The sequence below is a fragment of the Marisediminitalea aggregata genome (genome assembly GCF_900129565.1).
Taxonomy (GTDB): Bacteria; Pseudomonadota; Gammaproteobacteria; order Enterobacterales; family Alteromonadaceae; genus Alteromonas; species Alteromonas aggregata.
In genome coordinates this window covers 19184-41646 of record NZ_FQWD01000010.1, presented here as the reverse complement: position 1 = coordinate 41646, position 22463 = coordinate 19184, and the positions used below count along the sequence as shown (strand labels likewise).

Sequence of the window (22463 nt, the reverse complement as noted above, 5' to 3'; positions counted from 1 at the left end):
GTCCCGGCCTTGTGCCGGGATCTTATGAACAGTCTGTTTAGCTTAATATGGTTTGCTTTTAGGTCCCGGATAAATGCTGCGCATTTTTCGGGATGACAGTGGCGCGCTTCGCGCTTTTCGGGATGACGATTAGGGGAATGCCAGAGTTGACATGTTTATCTGTAGCGCGGCGGCAGGATTTAAAAAATATTATAATAGATTTTAAATCCTACTTATTTACGCGTTTCGAGTTGCATGACGTGTGAAACTAGCCTCAGCTCCATTCAGCAGTTCAACCTTCCAAATAAGTCCTTTTGGGGTGGGAGCGTAGAAGATCGTATCTTTCGATTCAGATGTGTTATCAACCGTCTTATACGGTGCTGAAGGGTAGCTGCCATCTGGATTACGTTTATAGATATTGAAGGTTCCGTTCTTCGGGTCAATGTTCACTAATTTCACACCACCGTCATCTGGTAGCTCTTGTTGATTGATTAAATTCTGCATATCGTGCTCCTATGGCTTTATTGCTGTATTTAAGTCTTTGTCTCGGCCCCAGCTACCTATAGTAACTCCGCGTTCGGAAGCCCAGGCTCTGATTGCTCTTTTTATAGCCGCTGTTAATGTTCCGTGACCTATGTAAATGGCCACTCCGGATTTCCCTTCTGATTGGGCAAAGAATTTAAAACTCTGCCCTTTATGGGTAATCCGAAGAATACGGCCAGTTACGTATTCTTCGACTACGACACCCTGGTGTGTTGTAGTTGAGTAGGTCATAGAAAATTAAAATGCTTAAAACAGAATATCTACGAATAAAAATTAGTTAACTTTTTCTATGAAAAACTTACTGGCCTTTATAGTGCCACTTAGTTCAACTCCGGATTTAACTTGAGCATAGACACTGAGCTTTATCGTTGTTGCCCCAGCAGGCACAACGACATCAGCCGACCAGCGCCCAGACACTTGCCCTGGAAAATCACCATTGGCAGCGGTTCGCCCGCCATCATACCCCACACTCGGGGCGGCCCAGACACCTACGGCAAAATAATCAATCCCAACGGCATCGAGTAGGATGTTCACTGAACCACGCAGAGTGTCTCCCTCCCCCCATCCCGCAGGTAATGCCACGGACTGCTCGATGATCGCAATGTAACCATCGCCAGTGCCACTGAGCGTCACTACCTGGTGAGGAACCGTACCGATCACCTCTTTGGACGCAGCACACCCAAATGTGGCTGAACCACTGGAGCGATACACTAGAAAACTGTCTGCGACCGTCCCGGTTGCGCCGTTGGCCAGGCTACCGCCCGTGCCATTAGCGAAAGGATTCGGCAGCGCGTTCCCATTGGGGTTGGTCGTAGCATCATAAGCGTTGGTTCCCACGGCATACGCTGCATCAGAAGGCCCAGCAAACACTGCGTTAAATTGCTCGGCGAGGGCGCGACCGAGCACCTCAGCGCCAATTTTAGTGGTGTGTATACCATCACGTAAATATCCTGTAACGGCGTGACCAGTAGCATAGTCGGTAAACACATCAAGGCCCGTCAGGTAGGTCATATTTGGATCGACACGCGCCCGCTCAAACAGCCATCGGTTAATGGTGCACGCATCGGCCATTTCTGCTGCCGTCAAAGGGTCTGCGGCATCATGTGGAAGTACCGGCAACGCGACCGCCTTGATACCATTATCACGCAGCGCATCATAAAACGTCGTCAGGTTGCCAATCACATCGACACCCAACCCCAAATCATTCGTACCAATCATCGTCACAGCAACACCACAATCACTAGCAATAGCCTGTGGCAATTGCGTGTTCACTAAATGAACTGTGCCCTGGCTCGCTAATGCTCGTAAATTGCTGGCCGAAATACTGTAGGACACATTAATGTAGCGGCGAAACCACGTTAGATATGACCAGTCGTTCCAGCCTGATTGATTAGCGCTGACAACATCGAATGCGTCATCTGCAAGCGAGTCGCCCTGAACGGTTATTTTGTTAGTTCTTGCAACTTGTCGACTAGTTATTAAGGCTGCGCTGGATGCAGGCCCAATTTGTTCCGGTGAGAGGGAGTCTGACAAGGCTTTACCAGCCGCAAGCGCAGCCTGGGTATCGGCTGTTGAAAGTAGTGTCGATGCTGTTGATATGGTCATGGCGTGTTCCTTAAATAATTAATGTTTCATTGTCGATGGTCTTAAGAAAGTTGTTGTCACTGGTATGTAATAGAACGCTCGGCCTGGACGTACTCTTTGCCTGGGGTCCACCGTTCGCCAGTAACATGTCATCAGCGGTATAAAGCACATCGCCTTCAGCAGTCACCATAAGCGTTCCTATAGAAAAACCAACACCAGGCTTATCTAAAAGAGAAGGTACTAAAGATGAAATTAGAGAATTAATTAATGAGAAAGTCATAATTTATCCTTACGGTATGCTGCTTGGCGAAGTATATGAGTCATTGTAAAACTTGCCGCCTTCGCTAAACGCTGCAGCGTATAGAGCGGTGTCAATATCATTTACAGTATTAAAAGACCTGCCGGATATACTTAAATCTTCTATGTATGCACGATACAAAATCCGACTTGCACCTGCATTAATATTGAAGCTTTGCCAAGCATCCCCTATTCCTACCAGTAGTGCGATATTGTCTGTTGCTGTTACCCCATTACCCGTCATAGAGGCGATTTGAACCGCTGAATATCGGGTGTAGGGCGTAGGGCGGCCGCTGAAGTGATCATCGTTAACATTGTCTGTGTAGTAAGTGGGAGATATTGCGCTATCCGCTTTACCGCCCTGAAAGTGAAAATGAAAATTGTTTGTGGCGCCAAACTGGCTGGTAAAATGGAAAGGCGACTGTTCGGCAGCATTATCCACGCCGACACGTGTCACTACCCCCCAATAACTTATGTAGTACGAGTGATTCGGATTAGCTACAATCCAATCCCGAACCGCTTCCGGACCTAGCCACTTGTAATTTACAGCTTCACTTTGATTGGTTAGAGAGTTGATGCCATGTATCCCCCCCTTTAACGTACGTTCAGCCAAAAATGCACTGCTGTTTGGCGATTTATTTGCGACAGTGAAATTAAGTGACGCGTTGGACGGATTGCCACCCACTATAGATTTCAAATAATGTGACAAAACATTTGGAATCGCTTCACCAGCATCTGGCAAACCGTTAAAACCATAGTCTACTGAACCACCATCAAACAACATAAGCGACCCGTTTGACTCAATTGGATCCCGTGTAATTATTCTCGGTGCATCTTCAGTTAGATTTACACCATGCAAGCGGATTAATCGGCCCATTTATAACCATCCCAATTCAGTAAGTCGTTCAAAAATTATCTTGGCTACGCACTGATAGCCCGGCGTGTTTAGGTGGATTGCGTCATAGCGCAGTGATGCTGGCACTGCCCCAGTTGCCATATCGTCCAAATCAGCCTGTGTGGCAGTTAAGCCAGCCCATTGCAACCCGTAACGACTGAGCAACTGTCGAACCGGAATAAATCGCCTGCCAAACTCAGCAAAAAACACCGCGTCGTCGGCATCTTGGTAACTGTTGCCACCGGGCTTCGATAGCACCAGGTAGCGAGATTGCGGGGGGGATAGGTACGCCGCCACGGCGCGGGCGTCATTTACAGTACGCGCATTAGTAGGGCCATTTTGTCCCATCCATATAATGGCGATATCTTCCTGGTGAGCATAGGAACTGGTTAAGTACAGCGGGTATTCACCAATGCATTCGACTGCATCTCCGTCTGTATCACGCTCAAACCAATATTGATAAATACTGTTAGTAATGGTTCTCCCAAACACCCCGGCCACACCATTTAACGTGGCAGCATACGACGACGGCCCCTGTTTAAGGGGGGCAGGAATAACACCGTTAATTGGCATTAGCGTAATATTGACACGACCTGTTGCGGGAATTTGGGCGTTATCAACTTCGCATAAAAAAGGATTGGCGTTAGTACGCGCTGTTATTGTTACACTATCCTCGCCACCCACACCTCTGTTTGTGACAGAAGCCGAGCTGCCAACGCTATTAAGTAATGACTGTAAGTGTTGTGTGTACGGGGTGCCATTTCCACCAGTTCCCGCAGTTAGCGAATCACCCCATGCAACGAAGTTGGGCCCACTTTCCCATTTGTTAGCAAGCCCAAGCGCCGCGGCCATTCGGTTGACGCTTTGACTGGTAGGATCACCATTTAAATCGGCCTCCAACCAAGTACGCCGCCCTGATTCGTCAACCAGCGCAAATGCTACGCCAGAAATGCTGCTATTAAAACTTTCTGAACCAGTTTGACTGGATATATTTTCAATGATCTCTGACGAGTCAAGAAATTCACCGGTTTGTTTTATTTTATCTATGCTGTTTGTTGTAGGATTGCCGCTTAAATCGCTTTCGATCCACGTTCGCAAACCATTCTCATCAACAACTGAATAGGCAATTGACTCAAGACTAGAATCGATGTTTTCCCAGCCCTCTGATTCAAAAAAGTCAAAAACCTCACTACCAGTATAAAAATCGGACACCAGCTTTATTTTTTCAATAGCATGGCTAGTTGGCTTGCCTTTTATGTCCGATTCTAACCACGTTCGCAAGCCATTCTCATCGACTATAGCAAACGCCAGTCCACTGGCATTTTGAGATTGATATTCAATTCCTAGATTTTCAATATCGTCTTTAACCGCTGGATTAAATACCGACCATTCCCAATTGCTTCCATCAAAACCATATAAACCATTGTTCGCAACAATTGGATCATTCCAAACAAATGCCATTACATTTGAAACAGATGGATTAGGTGCCGCTATCATTTCTTGGTAAGTCTGATAGTGCAGATTATTTTCTATGAGGGAAGCAAGTGTGAAAAATCTGTCAGCTAAATAGTCACGATACGTGGATTCCAGACTTAAAAATCTATCCAGCAAGGTTTGCGCTGAACTTTTTACTGAATTAACCGCATCGACTGCATTTTGCTGTTGTCCCAATGACGGAAACGGCGCAATAGTGGCTGGTTTATTGATAACATCGGCACCATCCCAATTCGCCGTTAACGTCACCGTTCTGGCGGTATTATCAACGCTCTGTACAAATCGGGGGCGGTAGCTGTCAATCCATAGCATGCTGCTTGGTATCGCACCAAACACGCTGTCGCTGTTGTTGATTTGAAGCGTATCGCTACCTGCGGCTATAGATACGTCCTTTAGTTCGAATACGTATTCATTCATGGCGCGATATACCCCGGTGGTACGTAAATGTCGTCATAGTCTGGTTCGTCGTTGCCTGGCGACTCATAGCTGTCTGAACTTATTGAGCCAGGTGTATTGCTCGAACGATTTTGATTGAACACCGTGAGTTCACATAAAACCGATAGGGGTCGGCCCTCACCTGACGCTGAAGTCACCAAAATACGGATTTCTAATGTATCCCACGGCTCAGAACGGGTTGTGTATCGGTATATCAGGGGAACAGATGCATAGTCATGCAACGGGTTTACGCTGCCAGTAACGACTGTTACCCATTGGTTATGGCCACTGGGGTATGTAGGCCCAGTGGGATCAGATGGTTGAAACGTGTATTTAACCTCTATTTCATAATTGGAAACCGTGCTGGTACCGGCACTTTTGGTGTAAAGCACCTTTAGAAACATGTCCATGTTGTAGTAAGACAGCCGAAAGTTGCTGTGAGCTACGTTCGGTGTTACTACATAACCTGGTCCGTACAGCGTAGGCATTGTCAGAGTGCGATCAATACGGTCGTTGCTCCTGCCGCTGGCAAAGGCATAGACGGTTGGCGGGCCGGTTAGCCCTTCGTCATTCAAGATCACGCCGCTGCCAGCTTTCATGGCGCTGCTTTCAAATACGCCGGATACACGTAGGTTACCGCCTTCGAATTTATCGCCATTCTCGTCTACCCACATTTCTGCGTTAGCCTTGGTCAATGAATCAAAGTCGGGAATGCCCAGATTTAACGTTGTCGGGCCTTTCCATACCACCAAATTGTCGGGTCCAAATGGATTTTCGTAATCACGTATTTCCATTTTGGTTGCGCCAATATGAGCGGTTGCGCCGTACCAGAGGTGGCGATCGCTGGCTGCGTTGTACTGGTATGCAATGTTGCCGTTACGGCTGGCAAAAATAAGTTCGTCCATGAATAAGCGGAATGTGCTTAGGCCGCTGGTGCCGGCCAGTATTTCGATACCTGTGTAAGAACCTTCTACGGTAACGCCTAGTTGCACTTTGCCTTCCAGTTCACCGGTGCGGGTTTCTAATGCTTGGAAGTACTGGTGAATACTTAACTCATTTTGATCTGCGTCTGTGATTAACACTTCGTCAAATGCCTGGGCGAATGCAGCCCCTTCAATCCAGTCGCCTGTTTGCGGGTCTTCGTAACCAATCTGGGCATTTTTGAACGCAGTGATTTGCGCCGTTACGCTTTCGGTACCTACCAAACTTTTTATAGCGAGGATTTCGAGCGTATTAGCGGCAGCTGCGCCAGTGGCTTCGGTCACGTTATAAAGCAACGTTCCGTAGTCACCACCCAATTGGCCGGTTTGAACTGACCACAAATTTAAGTCGTTGGTGATATTAGTGATTTCAGTACCGATATTTTGAGGCCGTCCAGGCAGTGTTAACCCGGCAATCAACTCCGGAGTTACTTCCTCTGCAGATATACCCACCAAATTCGGTACCGCAAATTGCACCCACGCAGGATCAACCAGGTCACCATCAACAATCCGGTACCATACATACAATGTGCCGTTTGGCGGTGTATTAGTAACGGTTAAAACCTTGTTTAAACCACCTTCAAACGCGTTTGAAAAATTATCTGAGAAGTAATACTTCCATTCATAGGTTGATGAACTATTGGGAAGTGCGGGCCCAGTAATGATTACTCGACCAGGTAAAACCTGAATCCCTACCTGGCCGGTTGGGGTAGATGGCACAACAGTACTGAATGTGCGGCTAATCGCTTCACTGGTTTTGCCGAATGTATTCACCGCGTATACCAAGGCTGTATAGTTTCCTACTGGCAAGTTGGCGATGTTGTAGTACAGCTCCAGGGTTTCGCCTGTTTTTACAACGGTACCGGCCTGCTCGATGGTAATTACATATCTCACTACCGAGTCAGACAACGGGTGGTCCCACGTAAGCACACCCTGGCGAACACTGCTATCCGGCGTTGGCGTATACGCCAGTGTTTCTACCGGTGCTACATAGGTATTATCGATTTGGAAATTTGGGGTAGCATCGAAATCAGGCGCAGTTTGAGCCTGGTTATACATGTCTGCACTGGTTTCCTTAATCTCCAGTTCTACCTGGCCGTTGCGCTCATCCAACAGGCTCTTTTCAATCTCATAATTACCAACTAATAAGTGCTCCGGCATGTTTAAATAAACTACCGCTCCCGCCACGAAATTCGCGTAGCAGCGTTTTAACACCAATTTAATGCTGTCACCTGCAGCATTGCGTAATAGCTTAATTACACCTAACCGCTGAGCCATGCTCTCTGTTTGCGTGAATAGCAAAGGGTTGTCGTCTTCGTACTCAACACCGGCGTCACGGTTGTCAATCATGTCCTGGGAGCGTATAGGCGTGATATCAGCGTCCTGGTAAAACGCGTTTTTATCGATGAATGAGCCATTAACGATATTGAATTTTGAACTCAGAGACGTAAATGGCTCGCGGTACGGCGCTCTGGCCAAGTGATTTTCAGTGATGGTGAATATGGCTGGGCCGCGATATGCCGCCACCTGAAGGCGGTACTTGCCGCCCGTGCTCTCTATCCATTTTCCAGCGCAACTGGTTAGCAGTTGGTTCTCAACAGCCTCATGCCCGGACGACAAATTAAACACGCCATTGCAGGTGTAGCGCTTTTCTTGCGTGGTATTCCCCTGTGAGTCAGTAACAGCCTGCAGCTCATCGCATATATTCGCCTCAGCTGCTATGTTGGCCAGATCAAACAGGTCGTCGTCTAATACCACTGCACCTTTGAATTTCTTCCACCAAAAGTTAATGAGTGCAGCATTATCACTCCACTCCCAGGTTGTCTCATCGTTCAGTCTGTGAGTACCTGAACCGCCAACTGTGTCGTCCTTCCGAGGATCGTATACTTTTACGCCACGAACCTTGAATTTCAAATCCTGAACACCGTTTGGCCAGATTTTTTCGTTGATCACAAATTCACAGTAAACGTCCGTTGCGTTGGTACCTATAAACGTACTGTCGACGTTTGACATCAAACTAAGTGAACGGGCCGTGGGGCCGGTTTGATTCCCTAATCTGGCCTCAAGATAGTAACCCTCACCTGACATAGCAGAGGTTCGCTTACCATCTACCTGGTACAGCACAACTGATTCACACTTATGTGGTACCAATGCCATGTAGAAGTGTTGCCACTCCCGCTTTCCCTGCTTAACTTTTTCATATTTAATAATGCCGCCAGAAATCACGGTTTCACCCACCACCATTCTTGGTTCGGGCTTACCAATGGTCAGTTCCTGGTTACTCGATGCAGATGCGGGAACGTCAGGGATTAGCTCTTTAACTCCTGCAGCCAGCGCAGCGGTGCCTAGACCTACAGCCACCGCTGTCGCGACACCGCTAGTAAACACCCCTGCAACTGCAGAGCCAATCAAACCTGCACCAACTGCTACGGCCATTACACAACCCTCCAACCGCGCACAGCATATTGCATTGGCATATGAACTAACCCGTGCGTTCCTGGTTGAATTAGAAACCCTGACCAACACACAGCAACAGCCTGATTTAACAGACCATCCGTTTGCATTAATGCAATGTCACCACGACCCAACAATAACGGGGCAACAGGTTCCCCGAGTGATTTTGAAATCGTTGATTCCAGTTCGCCAGTGCCATAGCGTTTCAATGCAATTAGGGAGCCTCGTTCAGTTCGGTACCGACCATCAAAGGCTGCGTAGTGATTTTCTCCTGTGAGTATTTCAACGCACTTGGCGGCAAACACGCAGCAATCGAACTCACCCCATTTGAACGGGGTAGCTCTACAAGACTCGAAATACGTATGCAGCTCAGTTTCCCAGTTCTTCAATCTCATTTGAGCCTCCGGACTGGATCATTGCCACCGCTTCTACCAATACCAGAGCCAACCGCATTGCTTCCGTCATAGGAACTCAAGGGCCCGCTTTGCAACCCTTCGATGTCATCGCAGTAGCTATCTCCCGGATACAATTTGCGCCAGGCTTTGGCGCTGTATCGCAGGTAGTTTTTCGCAGCTCTGAACCGTGCACGCGCACCAACCAGGCTGAGTTGAATTTTCTTAACGGTGTCGGAATCCACACCAACATTGCCAATAAATCGGTATATGATCAGCTCAGCTGCTTCTATGCGCCGGTTTTCATCCATACAGCCCAGGTAGATTTTAACGTCACGAGCAACAGCGTTATCGCTCACAGCATCGTTTACTATTGCCAAATCAATAGTTTGCAACATCATCATTAGGTCACCGAGCTGTGAGCCCGACTGTGCGCGCTCAACTGAACCATACTGGCCAACGCCGATCCATTTGCGGTTGTCCCAATACTTCTCCCCAATTCGCGATTGAATATAAACGTGCCCGGTTGGCCAATTGATGTCTGCTAACAGCAAAAGCTTGTTTGGGTCATCGCTACTCATTGCGGCGAGTAATGTAGGATTGCTAATCACGTAAACTCTCCCTGAATTTAAAACTAAAATCAGTGAGTACGGCTTTACCTGCAGAAGGCTCTGGGACAGTCTGCCCTGGGTATAGCATGCATTTGCACATAGGGTCGTTCGTGATCAATGCATCGCCATCGGATGGTATGAAACGAATATCAGGAACAAACTTCAGGCTGGCTAACCCTGAGCCGTCAACGGTAATGGTTTCTGTTAGCTCATGCAGATAGTCACCGAGTTGAAAACGGTCGCCTTCCAAAAGGGTCTGGTTAGGTAATAAACCGCGCACATTCAGCAAGGTGCCATCTTGGTTATCACCGTCTACAACGGGTGAACCAGTCCAGGCTGAACGTTGTTTATGTGCATAGTCCTTGAACCAGAAATCGTGCTCAGGCCCCTTCAGACGATTTAAGAAAGACCGCATGGTCACTGCCTGGTCATAGTTAAGATTTTTATATGCCAGTACGCCGTCCCAAAAGAGGTCGCCAGAGTCCACAATTACCCTGGCATTAAACTTATTCTCAGTCAGAGTCGACGTGTCTTTAGGCGTAAACCGACTGCTGGCTGGGGCCTTATCTGAAAATAGCGGGTAAATCATTAGGCTACCCTCGCTGCAGAGTAAAATTCGCCGGTACCGGTTTTCAGTTCCCGAATGAGATCTTGTTTTATCTGGGCATATAGTTGCATTGCATAACCTTCAATCTGCTCCAGCGAGTTATCGCTCCCATCGGTAGAGAACACCGGGGAATAATTGAAATAGACAACGTTTCCGGCACTCGCTTTACCACTGTTAATGGTGTCAACAGCTTGCGTTAACGCAACGTTCTGACGTGGGCTAACGATACGTTCACCACGTTGAATCAGTGCCGTTTGTTCATTGGCAACGTAGTCAACACCACCGTGATATGCCGCGCTGTATTGTTGATTCTTAATGGTGGCAACCTGGTTAATACCGAATGCAATTGCAGCAGCTGCTGCCGCTGCGCCTAACGCCGGTCCAACAACGGGTATTTGAGCGAGGGCAGTGTATGCGCCAGTTGCCATTTCATAGGTATTGATAACGGCTTTCGCGATGCTAAAAGCTTTATACATGGCAAAGGCTTTCTTGCTCTGGCCAGCCATTTGTTTGAAGCCGTATTCACCGATAGCTAGAACGGCATCGGTTTTTTCCAGTTCGTTTTTACGTTCCCATTCGTTCTTACTGAATAACAACTGCTGTATTTGGCCAGTTCGTCGAGTTTCAGCCTGCAGCAATGCTTCAGCACGAGCGTGGTCGTCTTTTTCTTTTTGATTCGCAAAACCCTGAGCCTGCAGAATGAGCTGTTCATTTCGTTTGTCGGCAGCAGCTTTCTGAAGCTGGTACTGCAAAAGCGCTTTACGGTCTTCAAAGCCCTGAATTTCAGCCAATTGTTGCTCATGCGCAACTCGCATAGCGTTAAGCTCTGCGTTATACATGTCGTTTTGGCGGCGCGCCTCTTCAGCTGCTGCCCGTGCCCGGACTTCGCTAATATCCTGATCACGCTGTAGCTCTAACCGGGTCGAAAGGTCGTTGTATTTTTGTTGGCTTACACCACCTTGTTCATATGCTTTGTCCAGCATTTGCTGGCGTTTAACATAGCTGGCATTAATACGGCCTTCCTGACCATCCAGAAAGGTTTCAAGATCCGAAACCTGTTTCGAATAATCAACTGCTGCAGGAGAATTTGACTCTTCCTCAACAGGCAACCATTCTCCGGGCAATGTTGCATTAAACAGTTTGGCTTTGGTTTCCGCTAAGGTATTAAGCTGCTTTTCGGCCTTTTCGATTTCAACCTTCAGCTCTTTGATACGTGCTGTATCTTGCAGCTCTTTGTTTGGGTCACCTTCACCAAACATTCGTTTATTGAGAATGCGGTTTACTGGGTCTTCAAGCTTTCTGAGTTCCGCCTGCGCATTCAAAAGGGACTGACGAAACTTCTGTTCTTGTGACGTAATATTCAGGATTTCGTATTTACGACCTGTTTGATCAAGCTCTTTATATTTAGCAATGAGGTCCGTAACGTCCTGCGTTAACTCTTGCGTTTCAAAAGAGGCATCGTTTGCAGATAATGCGAAATAACCCAACGTTAGCGCTGCTGTCATGGCGATACCCGCAGGGCCACCAAGGATAGCCTTAGCAGCCGTTAGTGCACGGGTACTAATTGTGGCCGCACTGGCAGCTGCTGCGTACGTTGTTGTTGCAGTGGCTGCGGCTCTTTCAGCGGCTGCCAGTCGCACGTTGCTCGCAGCAAGATTATTAACCGCTGCTGCTCTGGTGGCATCGTTTTTTGCTGCGGCTAACTGGCGCACTGCACCTTGCTGCAGTTGTTGAGCATAATGAAGTTGGGTGTTAGCGGCTGTGAGCGTGCTGGCAGCAGTGCGTTGATTTGCAGCTAACTGTGCATTGGATGCGGCCACATCTGCAATTTTCTGACTAATAACGGTGGCAATTGAGCCTGTTAATCGGCCTGCATACACTGCAGCAACAATACCAGCCGCAACAGCTAAATCGTCCAGCACATCAACGTTATCACCGAGCGTTTCCAGCGCTGACGTTGCGGTAGTTACCAATGGCACAATGGCTGAATTAATTGGAGCCGAAAGACGTTTTGCCAGATTGTCGTATTCAGACAAGAAGTCATTGAATGCAGCTGACATCGTGTTCGCCGCACCCTCAGCGGCTCCTTCATAGTCCTTTAACGCCGTAATTAACGTGCGTTTAAACATTTGGCTGGTAACTTCACCATCCACTACCATTCTGCGGAAGCCGCCACTGGCAACCCCAGCCGCTTTATCCAGAGCTTGTAATAAGCCTGGTAATGGTTCAACTACCTGGTTTAGTTCCTGGGCCTGAACGCGGCCCTGGGTGAATGCCTGAGTCATACCGTACATGGCCTGGCTAACCTGCACGTTACTCGCACCGAGTGTGCGAGCTACGTTGGTCATTCCTTCCAATATTTCACGGGATTCAGTAGCGGTTAATGTCCGTTGACGCTCCAGCACTAACAAGCGTGTGTAGCTGTCGGCCAGTACCGAATAACGCACATTTAAACGATCAGCAGCTTCCTCTAAATACCGTTGTGCCTCGGCATTTTGCGAGGCGCTGGTAGTGAGGTTCTCTAGCCGCAATTGCAGCATTTCGGCATCGGATGCAGCGCGGATAAAGTTAATGCCGGCTGCGCCGGCAGCGTACAGACTCACCGCGCCGGCAAGCGCTCGATAACTACCAGCCAAGGCAGTATTTTGAGCCGCTGCAGTGGCACTGGCGCGCCCCTGGGTATAGGTGGCTTGCTGCAGGCGGTTAATATCGGCAGCGTTACGCGCAGCACCGGCGCTCACGTCCTTGCCGTTATAACCAATCCGTAATGCTACGTTATAATTTGCCATCTACACCGATTCTCGTAAACATTGCTCAAGGTGCTGCACTTTAAAAAAGTCGTCACCTTCAACGATTAATCCCAGTTTTTTCCAGCACACATCGGCGCGGTGATAGTCCAGAGCGTATTTGCGGTTTTTGTTATCCAACACCCACTGCGTTTGCACCGTAGTAAAAGCTTTGAATGCCAGCCAGTTATCGGGATGAACTTCTACATCAGTTTCTGGTTTCACCAGGTCTTTGAGGTCTCCCCCAAAGAATTCCCAGTCGTCCTCCAGCTCTTTGCTGTTTTGATTTCCTCCGGTTGCCCAGGCTTCGGCAACCTCTGTTAATTTTTTATGGCCGCATCAAATTGAGCGTTGAGTGCTTCCGATGCAACACCGCCTGCTGCAGCTGGCGGCAGCACTCCGGATTCCAGATCAGCAACAAATCCTTCAAAGCCCAGTTCTTTGCCTTTTTCGTCCTGATACCCACGCATGGCAGACACGAAACCTTTCACCGTTTCGACGTCAGAGCCTTTGGCGATAACGGCCTCACCGTCTGCTTTCGACATAACACGCACATCAATTTCAACCGTGTTATCGCCAAACAAAGTTACCGTGCGAGTTACAATCCAGTTTTTTAATTCGCTGCGTTTAAACGCCATAAGTCACCTATGTAAATAAAAGGGAAATTTCATCGTTACCAGCATCTGGCAACAGCTTAAGATCAATGTCATAGCCAACGTTGTTGTTATCCAGGTTGGTGTACGACGGCTTTAACACCTGCACGCGGGGGCAATTAATCGTGCAAATATTGCCTGCCACTGCACCATGCGTAACGGCCAGAATACCGTGTTGACGGTTACTGTGACGGGCAAAGAAGTTGATGACATCGAGCGTAGGGGCTTCAATTTGAATTTTGCCACTGCCGTCGCGATCAGAATAAATAATGGTTTCATCTACCAGGCTTTGGTCATACACCGCTTCGTTGCCCGGATTCAGGCTTAACGAGTAAGGGCGCACAGCTTGGCCATGCAGCGTTACTGCAGACGTTCGACCTGGGCCTGTAGGCACAAATCCTAACCAGGGAGCATTGTTAACAGACGGCAGGCTATCTGCAGTATGCGTTGGCTCAGCCCACAATCCTTTAAAGGTAAACTCCAACATTGGAATACCCTTTTCCAGAATGAGGCTCACGCCACCACGTGCACCGTTAATCGCGTGTAGGTTGTTTCCAATTCGGAATTCCATGGCTAACGAACTGCCAAAATCAGATGCCAGGGTGTATGCAACGCTTACACCTGCATCTACCGTTTCAGTAAAACGACTGGCTCGCAGTAGCGGCCCGAAGGGTGGCGCGGTACCTACCGTTCCTGAGCCGAACAAATGCACACGCGTGGTAAACGTTACGTGTTCACCAAATGGAATGTCTTCATACGCACCTTCACCAAATCGCACTGATTCATCTGTGATATTTTCATTTTCGAATGCAATCGATGGCTCGGTGATTCGAATATAGTTTGATGCATCCAGGGTAGTTGCCGGGCCAGCACCGTAAGTGCTCTCTACGCCAACTAAAAGTAGTCTGTCACGGAAACGCATTACGCTTTCTCCTTAGTACCTTTAGTACTTTTTTCTTCAGCCTCAACCGGGGTAACTTTTTCGCCGTCAAGCTTGTACTGTCCACCCGGCAAACCTGCTGCCACGGCTTTTTTTAGCGCGGCTGGCAATTCCGGGTGTTTAAATGGTTTCTTGGTAGTCATGGATATGTCCTTACATTGGTTACCACGGTGCATGTGGTTTTGAACTGCAGTTGATACACCACATTTTGAGTCTCTTTGTTCACTTCAATTAAGCGGCCTGCCTGAAACGTTATAGGTGCGAAAGGTTCAACCATCAGGCCAATCAAAGTGGTTTTTACCTGGTTTCGCCATGTCAGAAGTTCGTTACCCGCCACGCTCCCGGAGCTATTGCCGGAAGCTCGAAATACCCCCACTACAGCAAATTGTTCCATGCTGTATTGTGAAACATCGATACCGCCGATTTCGTCGAAGTCGTGGGCTTCTTCGTCCAGGGGCAGCACAAACGTGGTGTTACGCTGTACAGCACTACGGAGCAGCGCAGGCATACTCATAGCGGGTTTAACGTTAAATCCAGCGGTTTTTAAAACCGTTTCAATCACGTTTAAATCAAGGTTATAAACAGGCGTACTCATTTCTGAAACCAACTATCTACCCAGCGCAGACAAATCTTGTCGATGCGCGATTGCTGTACAGGCGCTATGCCGATGATTTCCCGCTTGGGAATCGTTACCCGCTTACCGCGCCCAGCCTTGCCACCAAATTGATGTATAGCGGCGTATTTCTCGGTTAGTCCGTGAACCAGGTTCTGCGCTCGCACTTCGTGTGTAACGCTTTTGCTCAGTATCGAGGTGTCTACCAGGGTTTTGCCGTTTTCGGCTTCGGCCCGTTGCGATACCAGCCATTTACTGCCGTCCGGTGCTTTACCTTCATAAAACCGTTTGGCCACATCGCTATCGAGGTAACTGCCTATTTCGTCCAGCATGGCCGTAGGCTGCTGGGAAAACGTGCCTACCTGGTTAAATACCGATAAAACATCATCACCCGATAGGTTAATCTCGATAAACGTAGCGCTCACAGGCCGTACCCGCCCCAATCAAAACGGCTATTGCCACTGCCCACTTCAATTCGTGTATCGCTTGGCTTAGCCGGGTCTTCAGTACCCAGGCTTAATGCACCGCTGCTAATGTCTCGCAGCTGCGCCATGGCGGCTTTGTGGTTGTTTCTGGTGTCTTCGTCGGTTGTTACCATTAATTCGTACTTCACCAGCACCAGGGCGATATCAGGCAGCGGGCTGTTATCAATCTGGCTTTGCGACAGGCCATTGGGGTAACGCTTCGCCACATAGCCGTTTATCAGCCGGGTGGCAGCGTCAATCGCCAACGCAACACGATCTAATGCCGCTTGTGCAACGGCCACATCTTCAGTGGTAAAACTGCTGGTATCCTCGCTATTGGCCAAGGCGACCAGGATCAGAGTGTTAATGTCACCCTCAACCCGACCAGCCAGAATGTTGCCAAGCTCATAGGTACCAATGCGCTCGATAACCGCTACCGAGGTGATCACTATTCAGCGTCCTTTGCCTGGAATGCCGTCCAGGCTTCGTTACGCATATCCGCGCTCACATCAAAGCCCACCGCGTCCGTTAGTGCTTCAACCAGGGGTAAGCCGCTGCCGGTTAGATTGGCTTTATCCTCGATAACATCGGGGATAACCGCCAGTAGCTGCTCAAGTTCTGATAATACCGGCGCGACTGGCTCAGTTTTGACGTCAGGCGCTTTAATGGCTTTTATTTCCAATAAAGGCGCGGCGTCCTTGCCACTCAGGCTAATGGGTGCACCAGGTAGATACTTTTTCTGGTTATGGCTAACCGGCTCTACGCACTCATATTCGGTTAAATCTGTTGTCTCGCTCATGTCAGGCTCCTGTAAAGGGCCAACTCCGTGGCCCATGGTCGTCCCTGCTTCGCTCTCAGGTGGTTATAGGGTTAAGAATTCGCTACAGCGTTCTTAATTAAGAAGCCAGACGAAATGCCGGTGAGCAGAGGCTGGCGCTCGTATTCAACACCCGCAATCCAGCTCTTAGTGGCTTTGTCGTACCACATAGGCTCAACCAGCGGCTGACCATTCAGTACGTAGGTGTAACCGTATGACGGCATGGCACGAGACGTGATCACGGTAGGTACGTACGCCAGAATCACGTCCAGTCCCCATAGGTCTTCAAAAGCGTCATCTGCATCAACCACCATGGATTGTCCGATCACGATTTTTTCAATTTCAAATAGCTGTCGGTAATGCTCAAGTGTCAGCATTTTCAGGTCGTTATTGCTCATGCGAGCCAACAACTTAGGGTGATGTTTCAGCGTTTCATGGACTTTGGCTGGAATGACCATTTTATTGGGGTACGAACCAATTTGTGCGCGCACGGCTTCTTTGTAATCTGACACGTCTTTCAGCGGGTCTGAGTTGTCGTAGTTGCTCCACTGAGAGGTGCCAGACAACGTCACTTTGTTGTTGGTACCGTAGTTATTGGCATCACGTGCCAGGTTGGCCTGCTCAAATTCCAGGTTGTTCTGTTCAACCTGCATGACGGTTTCAACCGACTGGCGCTTAAAATCAATGCCAGGCGTACTTGCCTGGTCTCGCAGCCATTCGCGGGGGATTTGCGCGTCCAGGGCGTTATTGGTCAGGCTGTAGTTGCCTTTATCAAAACCCACTTTAATGCGTTTGGTGTTTTCACCCGGTGCGCGGCGAGTATTGATCAACTGAAAGGCTGATTTATCAAACTGAATGATTTTACCGCTGGCCTCGTCTACTGAAACCCGAGGAAACAGCTCGAAACCAATTAAACCCGGAGCCATGAAGCCCAGCGCGATTTTACTTAAAACTTTGTCGGTACGAATTGAAGTGCGATCCATTTCGTTGCTCCTTATGTGTTAGCCGGAATGAGTAACGCGGTAAAAATTGAACCATCGCCACTTGCAGCAGAAAGCGCACGCCCCACCACCTTCCCAGATGTTCTTGTAATAAACTTGCCGTCGGTACCGACTTCCAGTAGGGCATCGGCTGCAATAGCTGCACCGGCTTCACACGGCACGGTACCCAGCACATCAACCGCAGCTTGTTCGCCCACAGACGCGGGGTTGTAGCTAACGCCAAACATGTGCGAGCCTGCCGCCGCGTAGTTGCCGTCAGCGCCGACCGCTCGACATTGGGCTAATGCTGCAGCGGCTTGTACACTGATTGTTAAAAGCGCAACACGCGCTTTGTTTAAGTAATTTGCCATGGTTATGCTCCTTGACTTACGGCGATTACGGCATCTGCGTAGCTAACACCATGCGCCTTTGAATATTCTTCGGCTTTTTCGTCCAGGTCTTTGTCATGCGCCAATTCTGGATCGTCACCCATTGGCGACTTAGCACCCAGCGAACCGACAAACGCCTTAGCGAAGTCGTATTGACTTTGCTCTACAGTCTCGCTGTCAGATTTGCTGAAGCTAAACGTCTGCGCGTTGTCACCTTGTTGAAGGCTGGCCATAAATTCGGCCAGTCCAGCTGCATTAGCCGGGGTTAAGTGGCCCGCTGCAATCTGTGTGTCTACCACGGCCTTACAATCGGCCACACGCGCTGCAAAGGCTTGTTCTTCCAGGGTCTTTTCGGCGTTGTCTGCGCGAGACTTTTCAGCACTCAGTTGACTGCTAAAGCTGGCCTCGGCGTCATCTTTCGCCTGTTGAATGGCAGCATCAAGCTGCTCCTGAGTGTATGTAGTCACTGCAGGCTCCTCAGTTTTGGGTTTAGAAAATTCGGGGGCAAAGGGGTCGTGTTCATTTTCGTTAACCTCTTTGCGGGTTAACGCATCGCGCAGCCAGTTGATATTCCAGCGAGGCAGCACGCGATCAGCTTCCTCTTCAGAAAACTTATCAATGATGAAATCACGCAGGTCGGAGAACATGTCCAGCACACTGCGCTGCTGTTCAATCTCCATACTGAATTCAATGGTTTCATTCGGCTCGGCACTAAATTCAACGGTTTCCGTTGGATTGGTGTCCGCACCATTGAATTGCCAGCCTAAGCCCTCCAGGGCAGGTTCAACTGCGCCCAGGTAACCTATGTGACGCAGAGATAAACCTTTATCAGTTCTTTCCAGGCTAATGCTGCGATTGGGGAATGACTTGGCCGCAACGGCCTTAGCAAAGTCTACGTTAACGTTATCGGCGGTGACCTCCAGACGGTCATCGTCGGTTAGCCGCACACCGGTTACCCAACCCAATGCTGGGGCATTGGTTTTAGGGTGGCCAATCACCAGCGGGGCTTTGTTAGGGGCAAAGTTATCTACTACCTGCTGCAAGTCTGCGCGGCTGTAGCTCCGAGTTTTACCCTGGTTATCGGTGTGCTCACCGGCAAAGAAAACATCATGCCAGGGAAACTCCGTAACGGTAGTCATAGCATCTGCCACAACTTCGCTTATGGGTAATTTTTTGAATGTTGGGGTTTTCGTTTTCATGTAGCCATGATGGCCCGAGAAAACAAGTATTGCCGCCCGAAGAAATCTCCGGGGGAAGGTGATAACTGCCTTTTAATAACCTAACTGGGCAGGTCAGGAATTTCAATGAATTTTTTACTGACCTTGGACATGTGTGACCACGTTGCCCCTGGTTTGCCCAGGGGCCTTTTTACCTTCCAAATTGCGAGAGCCACTATGAAAACAGTGTGGGTACTACAACAGTTCACCTCCCGGTATTTCGATTTAACACAACCACATTACCTGGTTAAACTGACTCAACGAGAGCGACCGATTTACACCCTTGACGCTAACGAAGCCTACCAATTCAAGTCTGAACGAGACGCCAACGCAATACTTACCTTTGATCTGAAGCATGAAGGGTGGGCTGCACGCCAGGTAACATTACCCAATAGTCAGTTGCACTAGCATGCAGCCTGGCAACCCGCCCCAGGACTTAGCAGCTGAGCAGGCAATATTAGCTGAGCTGCTTTGCACTGAACTCCCCGACGACCTCCTGGACGGCCTAACACCCGACATATTCTATTACTCCGCTCACCGCTACATATTCGCCACAATTCGCTACTTGCATCAAAACAATGCCCCAATCGATGTGCTAACGGTTGCAGATTACCTAGCACAGCGCTCGCTACTCGAAAAGGCCGGTGACAAGTCCTACCTGGACGAGCTGGCGCGTAATCGCATAAACAGCGCAATGGCACATACAGCAAAAGAGCGGGTTAGTATGTTAGCTACGCAGCGCCAGTTAATTGCAACCGCTCACAAAATCAAAGATGCCTGCTACCACAATGACGGGCACACGGCTGCAGACATTCTGGAGCGCGCAGAAACCGCACTATTTAACCTACGCAATGCCCAGCATGAGGCCACAAAAGTACAAAGCGTAGGCCAATTAACACTCAGCATCGCCGACAAACTGCAGGCAATAGCAGAAGGTCGGGGCCCGGCAAAAGGGCTCACAACCGGGTTTGATGAACTGGATAACCTGATCCATGAACTGTCTCCGGGGGATTTGATTCTATTAGCTGCCAGGCCATCTATGGGGAAAACCACCTTTGCAATGAACCTGGTTGAGCATGCAATGATGCAAAGTACCGCACCGGTAATTGTTTACAGCCTGGAAATGCCTTCAGAACAAATCATGATGCGCTTATGGGCGTCGATGGCGCGTGTGAATTTAACGAAGATCCGCAATGCAAAACTAGACGATGACGAATGGGCCACAATTGCCAGCGTAATTAATACACTCAAAGCACGCGGCAATTTGTTTATTGATGACGCAGCGGCCTTAACCACATCAGACATCCGCACTCGCACCCGCAATATAATTCGCAAACACGGCAAGCCCAGCATGATCATGGTGGACTACCTTCAGCTGATGCGTGTGCCGTCGATGGCAGGCAATCGCACACAGGAAATAGCAGAAATATCCAGATCCCTAAAAGCCCTGGGGAAGGAGCTTGGCGTGCCAGTGGTAGCACTTTCACAACTCAACCGCACCCTTGAGAACCGGCAGGACAAGCGCCCCATTAATTCCGACCTTCGGGAGTCAGGCTCCTTAGAGCAGGATGCAGACATCATTATGTTTTTGTACAGAGACGAAGTGTACAACCCTGACACAGAAGCCCAGGGAGAGGCTGAGGTGATAATAGGAAAGCAGAGGAACGGGCCCACTGGAACAGCCCGACTTCTATTTCAGGGAGAGTTTTCAACATTCTCTAACAAAACCCTCCTTTAAAATGTTTTAAAACCGTTTTAAAAACGCCTACAAGCGACTTTCACCACGCCAGACGATAAACGCTACCACTCAAATACCAAAAAAGCCCGTGACGGGCTTTTGAGGGCTTCTTACAAAAAAGGTATTTAAAGGGATAAGACTAAGGCTACGAGTCGTCATCCTTCCGTGAGTCTTCACCGATAAAATCAAACCAGTCATTTAAGCTTGTTTTTATTAACAACAAAGAAGCTACTAAGACACACAGCGCAAACACAGAAACCCATATTGCAGCATAAACAAACCACTGAATTCCGATAAGACCGATGGATAGCTGAGCAATGGCTGCGCCAATAGTGGCGAGTACAGACCAAAATAAAAAGTCACTTAAATTTCTTAGTGGGGCGTAAATCTGCAATGAACTATCGAGCTTCCGTAGTTTCTCAAACCTCTTTATATACTGAGGACGGTCATACACATTTTCTTTTAGTTTTATAAGTATGAATGTTTTTAGTGATAATAAAAAACCACCAACAGTTAAGAATCCAGCAAACAAATTACCCCTCAGGTTTTCTTCGTAGAATTTAACAAACTTCGGTATATCCGTTACGTAACAATGCACAGCACCTATCGTGATAGTAGCTAGCAATGCACATAGGAGAAACCGTATTCTCATCTTATTGAAGCCTCAAATATTTCATCATGTTCAATACATATTTCAATTAACTTTTCCGTAACCCAACTACTCGCGAAGTCACTAACCTCAAGTTCACTAATATGAGAGGCTAATTCATCATAGTCATATTCACCAAAATTATCCGGTTGGTTCTGAATCCGAATAATTCGATCAATTCCGTCACCATCGGTTGCAAAAACTTTTCCTTGCTCAGCTTCATCCTGGCCTATTGCCTGTTCAACTGAACTCACAACTGCCTCTAGCACCCCTGAAAATGGTGCACTTGTTGAAAAACTAAACTTTTTTCGTTGCTTGCGAACATATCCAGAAAGTTGGCTAAAGTATCTTGCTTCAGGCTCCAGATATGCAAAATCAAACTCCAAAGACTTAATTTTTTCCATTTCGGATAGCAAGCTCGGTAGGCTTTCCCTACTAATCAAAACTTGCCACTTAAAAGTACCTTTATATTGCCTGCCAGCCGCTTTTGTGGCTGCGCCTTCGCTTTTTCCGCTTTCAAGCACTTCGACTTTCTTGGCCTCTTTCCTAACCTCTTTTAAGCGTAAGAACTTTTTCTTCATGCTTCGCATTGCCTGCCCGATACTACAGGATTGGTGATAGTGCTGATATAGACCAACACCCGAAGCTTTGTTGATCACAAAAAAATTAAAATCCATAATTCTGGAGTCGTCTTCAAGGCTATTTACCTGAATTTTAAATGCTCCTGAATTTTCTTTTAACTCGCAAAATGTGCGTTGATTTTTGACTGTAACAACTAAACCGAGGTAATAATCATCGTTGGAAGTATCGTCGATAAACATAAACCTACCAATATCGTCGGCACTTTCGAAGTTAGCGTAATCAGAAGCCATGGAGGCCATTAGTTCAGATAGTGGCAGCGAATCAGGAACTTCAATAGAAAAGCCTACAAATCTAACAAGCATAA

General features: G+C 48.3%; 25 protein-coding genes. 2 read left to right on the top strand and 23 right to left on the bottom strand.

The window, feature by feature from the left end:
* Positions 1–216: 216 nt before the first annotated feature.
* The 21 genes from BUB81_RS21390 to BUB81_RS21295 all read right to left on the bottom strand — a co-directional run bounded on the left by BUB81_RS21390 (position 217) and on the right by BUB81_RS21295 (position 19052).
* Positions 217–483, bottom strand: a complete 267-nt coding sequence (locus tag BUB81_RS21390; protein ID WP_073325402.1) for a hypothetical protein — start codon at positions 481–483, stop codon at positions 217–219.
* A gap of 312 nt (positions 484–795) precedes the next feature.
* Positions 796–2127, bottom strand: coding sequence for an SGNH/GDSL hydrolase family protein (locus BUB81_RS21380; RefSeq protein WP_073325400.1), 1332 nt, complete (start codon positions 2125–2127; stop codon positions 796–798).
* Between the two features lie 10 nt (positions 2128–2137).
* Positions 2138–2386, bottom strand: a complete 249-nt coding sequence (locus BUB81_RS22000; protein ID WP_139241659.1) for a hypothetical protein — start codon at positions 2384–2386, stop codon at positions 2138–2140.
* Between the two features lie 9 nt (positions 2387–2395).
* Positions 2396–3280, bottom strand: coding sequence for a hypothetical protein (locus BUB81_RS21375; RefSeq protein ID WP_073325399.1), 885 nt, complete (start codon positions 3278–3280; stop codon positions 2396–2398).
* Positions 3281–5209 carry an SGNH/GDSL hydrolase family protein gene (locus BUB81_RS21370; RefSeq protein ID WP_073325398.1) on the bottom strand — a complete coding sequence of 643 codons (1929 nt, stop codon included), beginning with the start codon at positions 5207–5209 and terminating at the stop codon, positions 3281–3283.
* On the bottom strand, positions 5206–8643 hold the full coding sequence (locus BUB81_RS21365) for a phage tail tip protein J-related protein (RefSeq protein ID WP_073325397.1): 3438 nt from the start codon (positions 8641–8643) through the stop codon (positions 5206–5208). Before BUB81_RS21365 ends, BUB81_RS21370 begins: the two co-directional genes overlap by 4 nt.
* Positions 8643–9056, bottom strand: coding sequence for a DUF6950 family protein (locus BUB81_RS21360; protein WP_073325396.1), 414 nt, complete (start codon positions 9054–9056; stop codon positions 8643–8645). Before BUB81_RS21360 ends, BUB81_RS21365 begins: the two co-directional genes overlap by 1 nt.
* The gene (locus BUB81_RS21355) at positions 9053–9664 is read right to left on the bottom strand and encodes a hypothetical protein (RefSeq protein WP_073325395.1); all 612 of its coding nucleotides are present in this window, start codon (positions 9662–9664) and stop codon (positions 9053–9055) included. The genes BUB81_RS21360 and BUB81_RS21355 overlap by 4 nt, the downstream gene beginning before the upstream one ends.
* Positions 9657–10253: a hypothetical protein gene (locus BUB81_RS21350; protein WP_073325394.1), complete on the bottom strand. Its 597-nt coding sequence runs from the start codon at positions 10251–10253 to the stop codon at positions 9657–9659. Before BUB81_RS21350 ends, BUB81_RS21355 begins: the two co-directional genes overlap by 8 nt.
* Positions 10253–13060, bottom strand: coding sequence for a tape measure protein (locus BUB81_RS21345; RefSeq protein WP_073325393.1), 2808 nt, complete (start codon positions 13058–13060; stop codon positions 10253–10255). The genes BUB81_RS21350 and BUB81_RS21345 overlap by 1 nt, the downstream gene beginning before the upstream one ends.
* The gene (locus BUB81_RS21340) at positions 13061–13282 is read right to left on the bottom strand and encodes a DUF1799 domain-containing protein (RefSeq protein WP_073325392.1); all 222 of its coding nucleotides are present in this window, start codon (positions 13280–13282) and stop codon (positions 13061–13063) included.
* 95 nt (positions 13283–13377) lie between these two features.
* Positions 13378–13695 carry a hypothetical protein gene (locus BUB81_RS21335; protein WP_073325391.1) on the bottom strand — a complete coding sequence of 106 codons (318 nt, stop codon included), beginning with the start codon at positions 13693–13695 and terminating at the stop codon, positions 13378–13380.
* Positions 13696–13702: 7 nt separating this feature from the next.
* Positions 13703–14632, bottom strand: a complete 930-nt coding sequence (locus BUB81_RS21330) for a phage tail tube protein (RefSeq protein ID WP_073325390.1) — start codon at positions 14630–14632, stop codon at positions 13703–13705.
* A complete protein-coding gene (locus tag BUB81_RS22235) occupies positions 14632–14793 on the bottom strand; it encodes a hypothetical protein (protein ID WP_175555852.1) in 162 nt (53 codons plus the stop codon). Before BUB81_RS22235 ends, BUB81_RS21330 begins: the two co-directional genes overlap by 1 nt.
* Positions 14790–15245 (bottom strand): phage tail terminator protein, encoded by a 456-nt coding sequence (locus tag BUB81_RS21325; protein WP_073325389.1) that lies wholly within the window; start codon positions 15243–15245, stop codon positions 14790–14792. The genes BUB81_RS22235 and BUB81_RS21325 overlap by 4 nt, the downstream gene beginning before the upstream one ends.
* Positions 15242–15688 (bottom strand): phage virion morphogenesis protein, encoded by a 447-nt coding sequence (locus tag BUB81_RS21320; protein WP_175555851.1) that lies wholly within the window; start codon positions 15686–15688, stop codon positions 15242–15244. Before BUB81_RS21320 ends, BUB81_RS21325 begins: the two co-directional genes overlap by 4 nt.
* Positions 15685–16176 (bottom strand): phage protein Gp36 family protein, encoded by a 492-nt coding sequence (locus BUB81_RS21315; RefSeq protein WP_073325388.1) that lies wholly within the window; start codon positions 16174–16176, stop codon positions 15685–15687. Before BUB81_RS21315 ends, BUB81_RS21320 begins: the two co-directional genes overlap by 4 nt.
* A complete protein-coding gene (locus BUB81_RS21310; RefSeq protein WP_139241658.1) occupies positions 16176–16526 on the bottom strand; it encodes a hypothetical protein in 351 nt (116 codons plus the stop codon). The genes BUB81_RS21315 and BUB81_RS21310 overlap by 1 nt, the downstream gene beginning before the upstream one ends.
* Before the next feature lie 71 nt (positions 16527–16597).
* Positions 16598–17527 carry a hypothetical protein gene (locus BUB81_RS21305; RefSeq protein WP_073325386.1) on the bottom strand — a complete coding sequence of 310 codons (930 nt, stop codon included), beginning with the start codon at positions 17525–17527 and terminating at the stop codon, positions 16598–16600.
* An 11-nt stretch (positions 17528–17538) separates the two neighbouring features.
* Complete coding sequence (locus BUB81_RS21300; protein WP_073325385.1) at positions 17539–17895, bottom strand: capsid cement protein; 357 nt, start codon at positions 17893–17895, stop codon at positions 17539–17541.
* Between the two features lie 2 nt (positions 17896–17897).
* Positions 17898–19052, bottom strand: coding sequence for a hypothetical protein (locus BUB81_RS21295; protein WP_139241657.1), 1155 nt, complete (start codon positions 19050–19052; stop codon positions 17898–17900).
* 255 nt (positions 19053–19307) lie between these two features.
* On the opposite strand from BUB81_RS21295, the gene BUB81_RS21290 reads away from it, so the two are divergent.
* Positions 19308–19538 carry a hypothetical protein gene (locus BUB81_RS21290; protein ID WP_139241656.1) on the top strand — a complete coding sequence of 77 codons (231 nt, stop codon included), beginning with the start codon at positions 19308–19310 and terminating at the stop codon, positions 19536–19538.
* A gap of 1 nt (position 19539) precedes the next feature.
* A complete protein-coding gene (gene dnaB / locus BUB81_RS21285) occupies positions 19540–20868 on the top strand; it encodes a replicative DNA helicase (protein WP_073325382.1) in 1329 nt (442 codons plus the stop codon).
* Between the two features lie 145 nt (positions 20869–21013).
* Here dnaB and BUB81_RS21280 read toward each other — a convergent pair whose 3' ends face one another.
* Together BUB81_RS21280 and BUB81_RS21275 are read right to left on the bottom strand one after the other, a co-directional pair.
* Entirely contained in the window at positions 21014–21400 is a 387-nt protein-coding gene (locus BUB81_RS21280; RefSeq protein WP_139241655.1) for a hypothetical protein, read from the bottom strand.
* A 116-nt stretch (positions 21401–21516) separates the two neighbouring features.
* Positions 21517–22461 (bottom strand): hypothetical protein, encoded by a 945-nt coding sequence (locus BUB81_RS21275; RefSeq protein ID WP_073325380.1) that lies wholly within the window; start codon positions 22459–22461, stop codon positions 21517–21519.
* Positions 22462–22463 lie beyond the last annotated feature (2 nt).

Coding starts and splice junctions, on each gene's coding strand:
- BUB81_RS21390 (WP_073325402.1), bottom strand. CDS start 483: ATGCAGAATTTAATCAATCAACAAGAGCTACCAGATGACGGTGGTGTG.
- BUB81_RS21380 (WP_073325400.1), bottom strand. CDS start 2,127: ATGACCATATCAACAGCATCGACACTACTTTCAACAGCCGATACCCAG.
- BUB81_RS22000 (WP_139241659.1), bottom strand. CDS start 2,386: ATGACTTTCTCATTAATTAATTCTCTAATTTCATCTTTAGTACCTTCT.
- BUB81_RS21375 (WP_073325399.1), bottom strand. CDS start 3,280: ATGGGCCGATTAATCCGCTTGCATGGTGTAAATCTAACTGAAGATGCA.
- BUB81_RS21370 (WP_073325398.1), bottom strand. CDS start 5,209: ATGAATGAATACGTATTCGAACTAAAGGACGTATCTATAGCCGCAGGT.
- BUB81_RS21365 (WP_073325397.1), bottom strand. CDS start 8,643: ATGGCCGTAGCAGTTGGTGCAGGTTTGATTGGCTCTGCAGTTGCAGGG.
- BUB81_RS21360 (WP_073325396.1), bottom strand. CDS start 9,056: ATGAGATTGAAGAACTGGGAAACTGAGCTGCATACGTATTTCGAGTCT.
- BUB81_RS21350 (WP_073325394.1), bottom strand. CDS start 10,253: ATGATTTACCCGCTATTTTCAGATAAGGCCCCAGCCAGCAGTCGGTTT.
- BUB81_RS21345 (WP_073325393.1), bottom strand. CDS start 13,060: ATGGCAAATTATAACGTAGCATTACGGATTGGTTATAACGGCAAGGAC.
- BUB81_RS21335 (WP_073325391.1), bottom strand. CDS start 13,695: ATGGCGTTTAAACGCAGCGAATTAAAAAACTGGATTGTAACTCGCACG.
- BUB81_RS21330 (WP_073325390.1), bottom strand. CDS start 14,632: ATGCGTTTCCGTGACAGACTACTTTTAGTTGGCGTAGAGAGCACTTAC.
- BUB81_RS22235 (WP_175555852.1), bottom strand. CDS start 14,793: ATGACTACCAAGAAACCATTTAAACACCCGGAATTGCCAGCCGCGCTA.
- BUB81_RS21325 (WP_073325389.1), bottom strand. CDS start 15,245: ATGAGTACGCCTGTTTATAACCTTGATTTAAACGTGATTGAAACGGTT.
- BUB81_RS21310 (WP_139241658.1), bottom strand. CDS start 16,526: ATGAGCGAGACAACAGATTTAACCGAATATGAGTGCGTAGAGCCGGTT.
- BUB81_RS21305 (WP_073325386.1), bottom strand. CDS start 17,527: ATGGATCGCACTTCAATTCGTACCGACAAAGTTTTAAGTAAAATCGCG.
- BUB81_RS21300 (WP_073325385.1), bottom strand. CDS start 17,895: ATGGCAAATTACTTAAACAAAGCGCGTGTTGCGCTTTTAACAATCAGT.
- BUB81_RS21295 (WP_139241657.1), bottom strand. CDS start 19,052: ATGACTACCGTTACGGAGTTTCCCTGGCATGATGTTTTCTTTGCCGGT.
- BUB81_RS21290 (WP_139241656.1), top strand. CDS start 19,308: ATGAAAACAGTGTGGGTACTACAACAGTTCACCTCCCGGTATTTCGAT.
- dnaB (WP_073325382.1), top strand. CDS start 19,540: ATGCAGCCTGGCAACCCGCCCCAGGACTTAGCAGCTGAGCAGGCAATA.
- BUB81_RS21275 (WP_073325380.1), bottom strand. CDS start 22,461: ATGCTTGTTAGATTTGTAGGCTTTTCTATTGAAGTTCCTGATTCGCTG.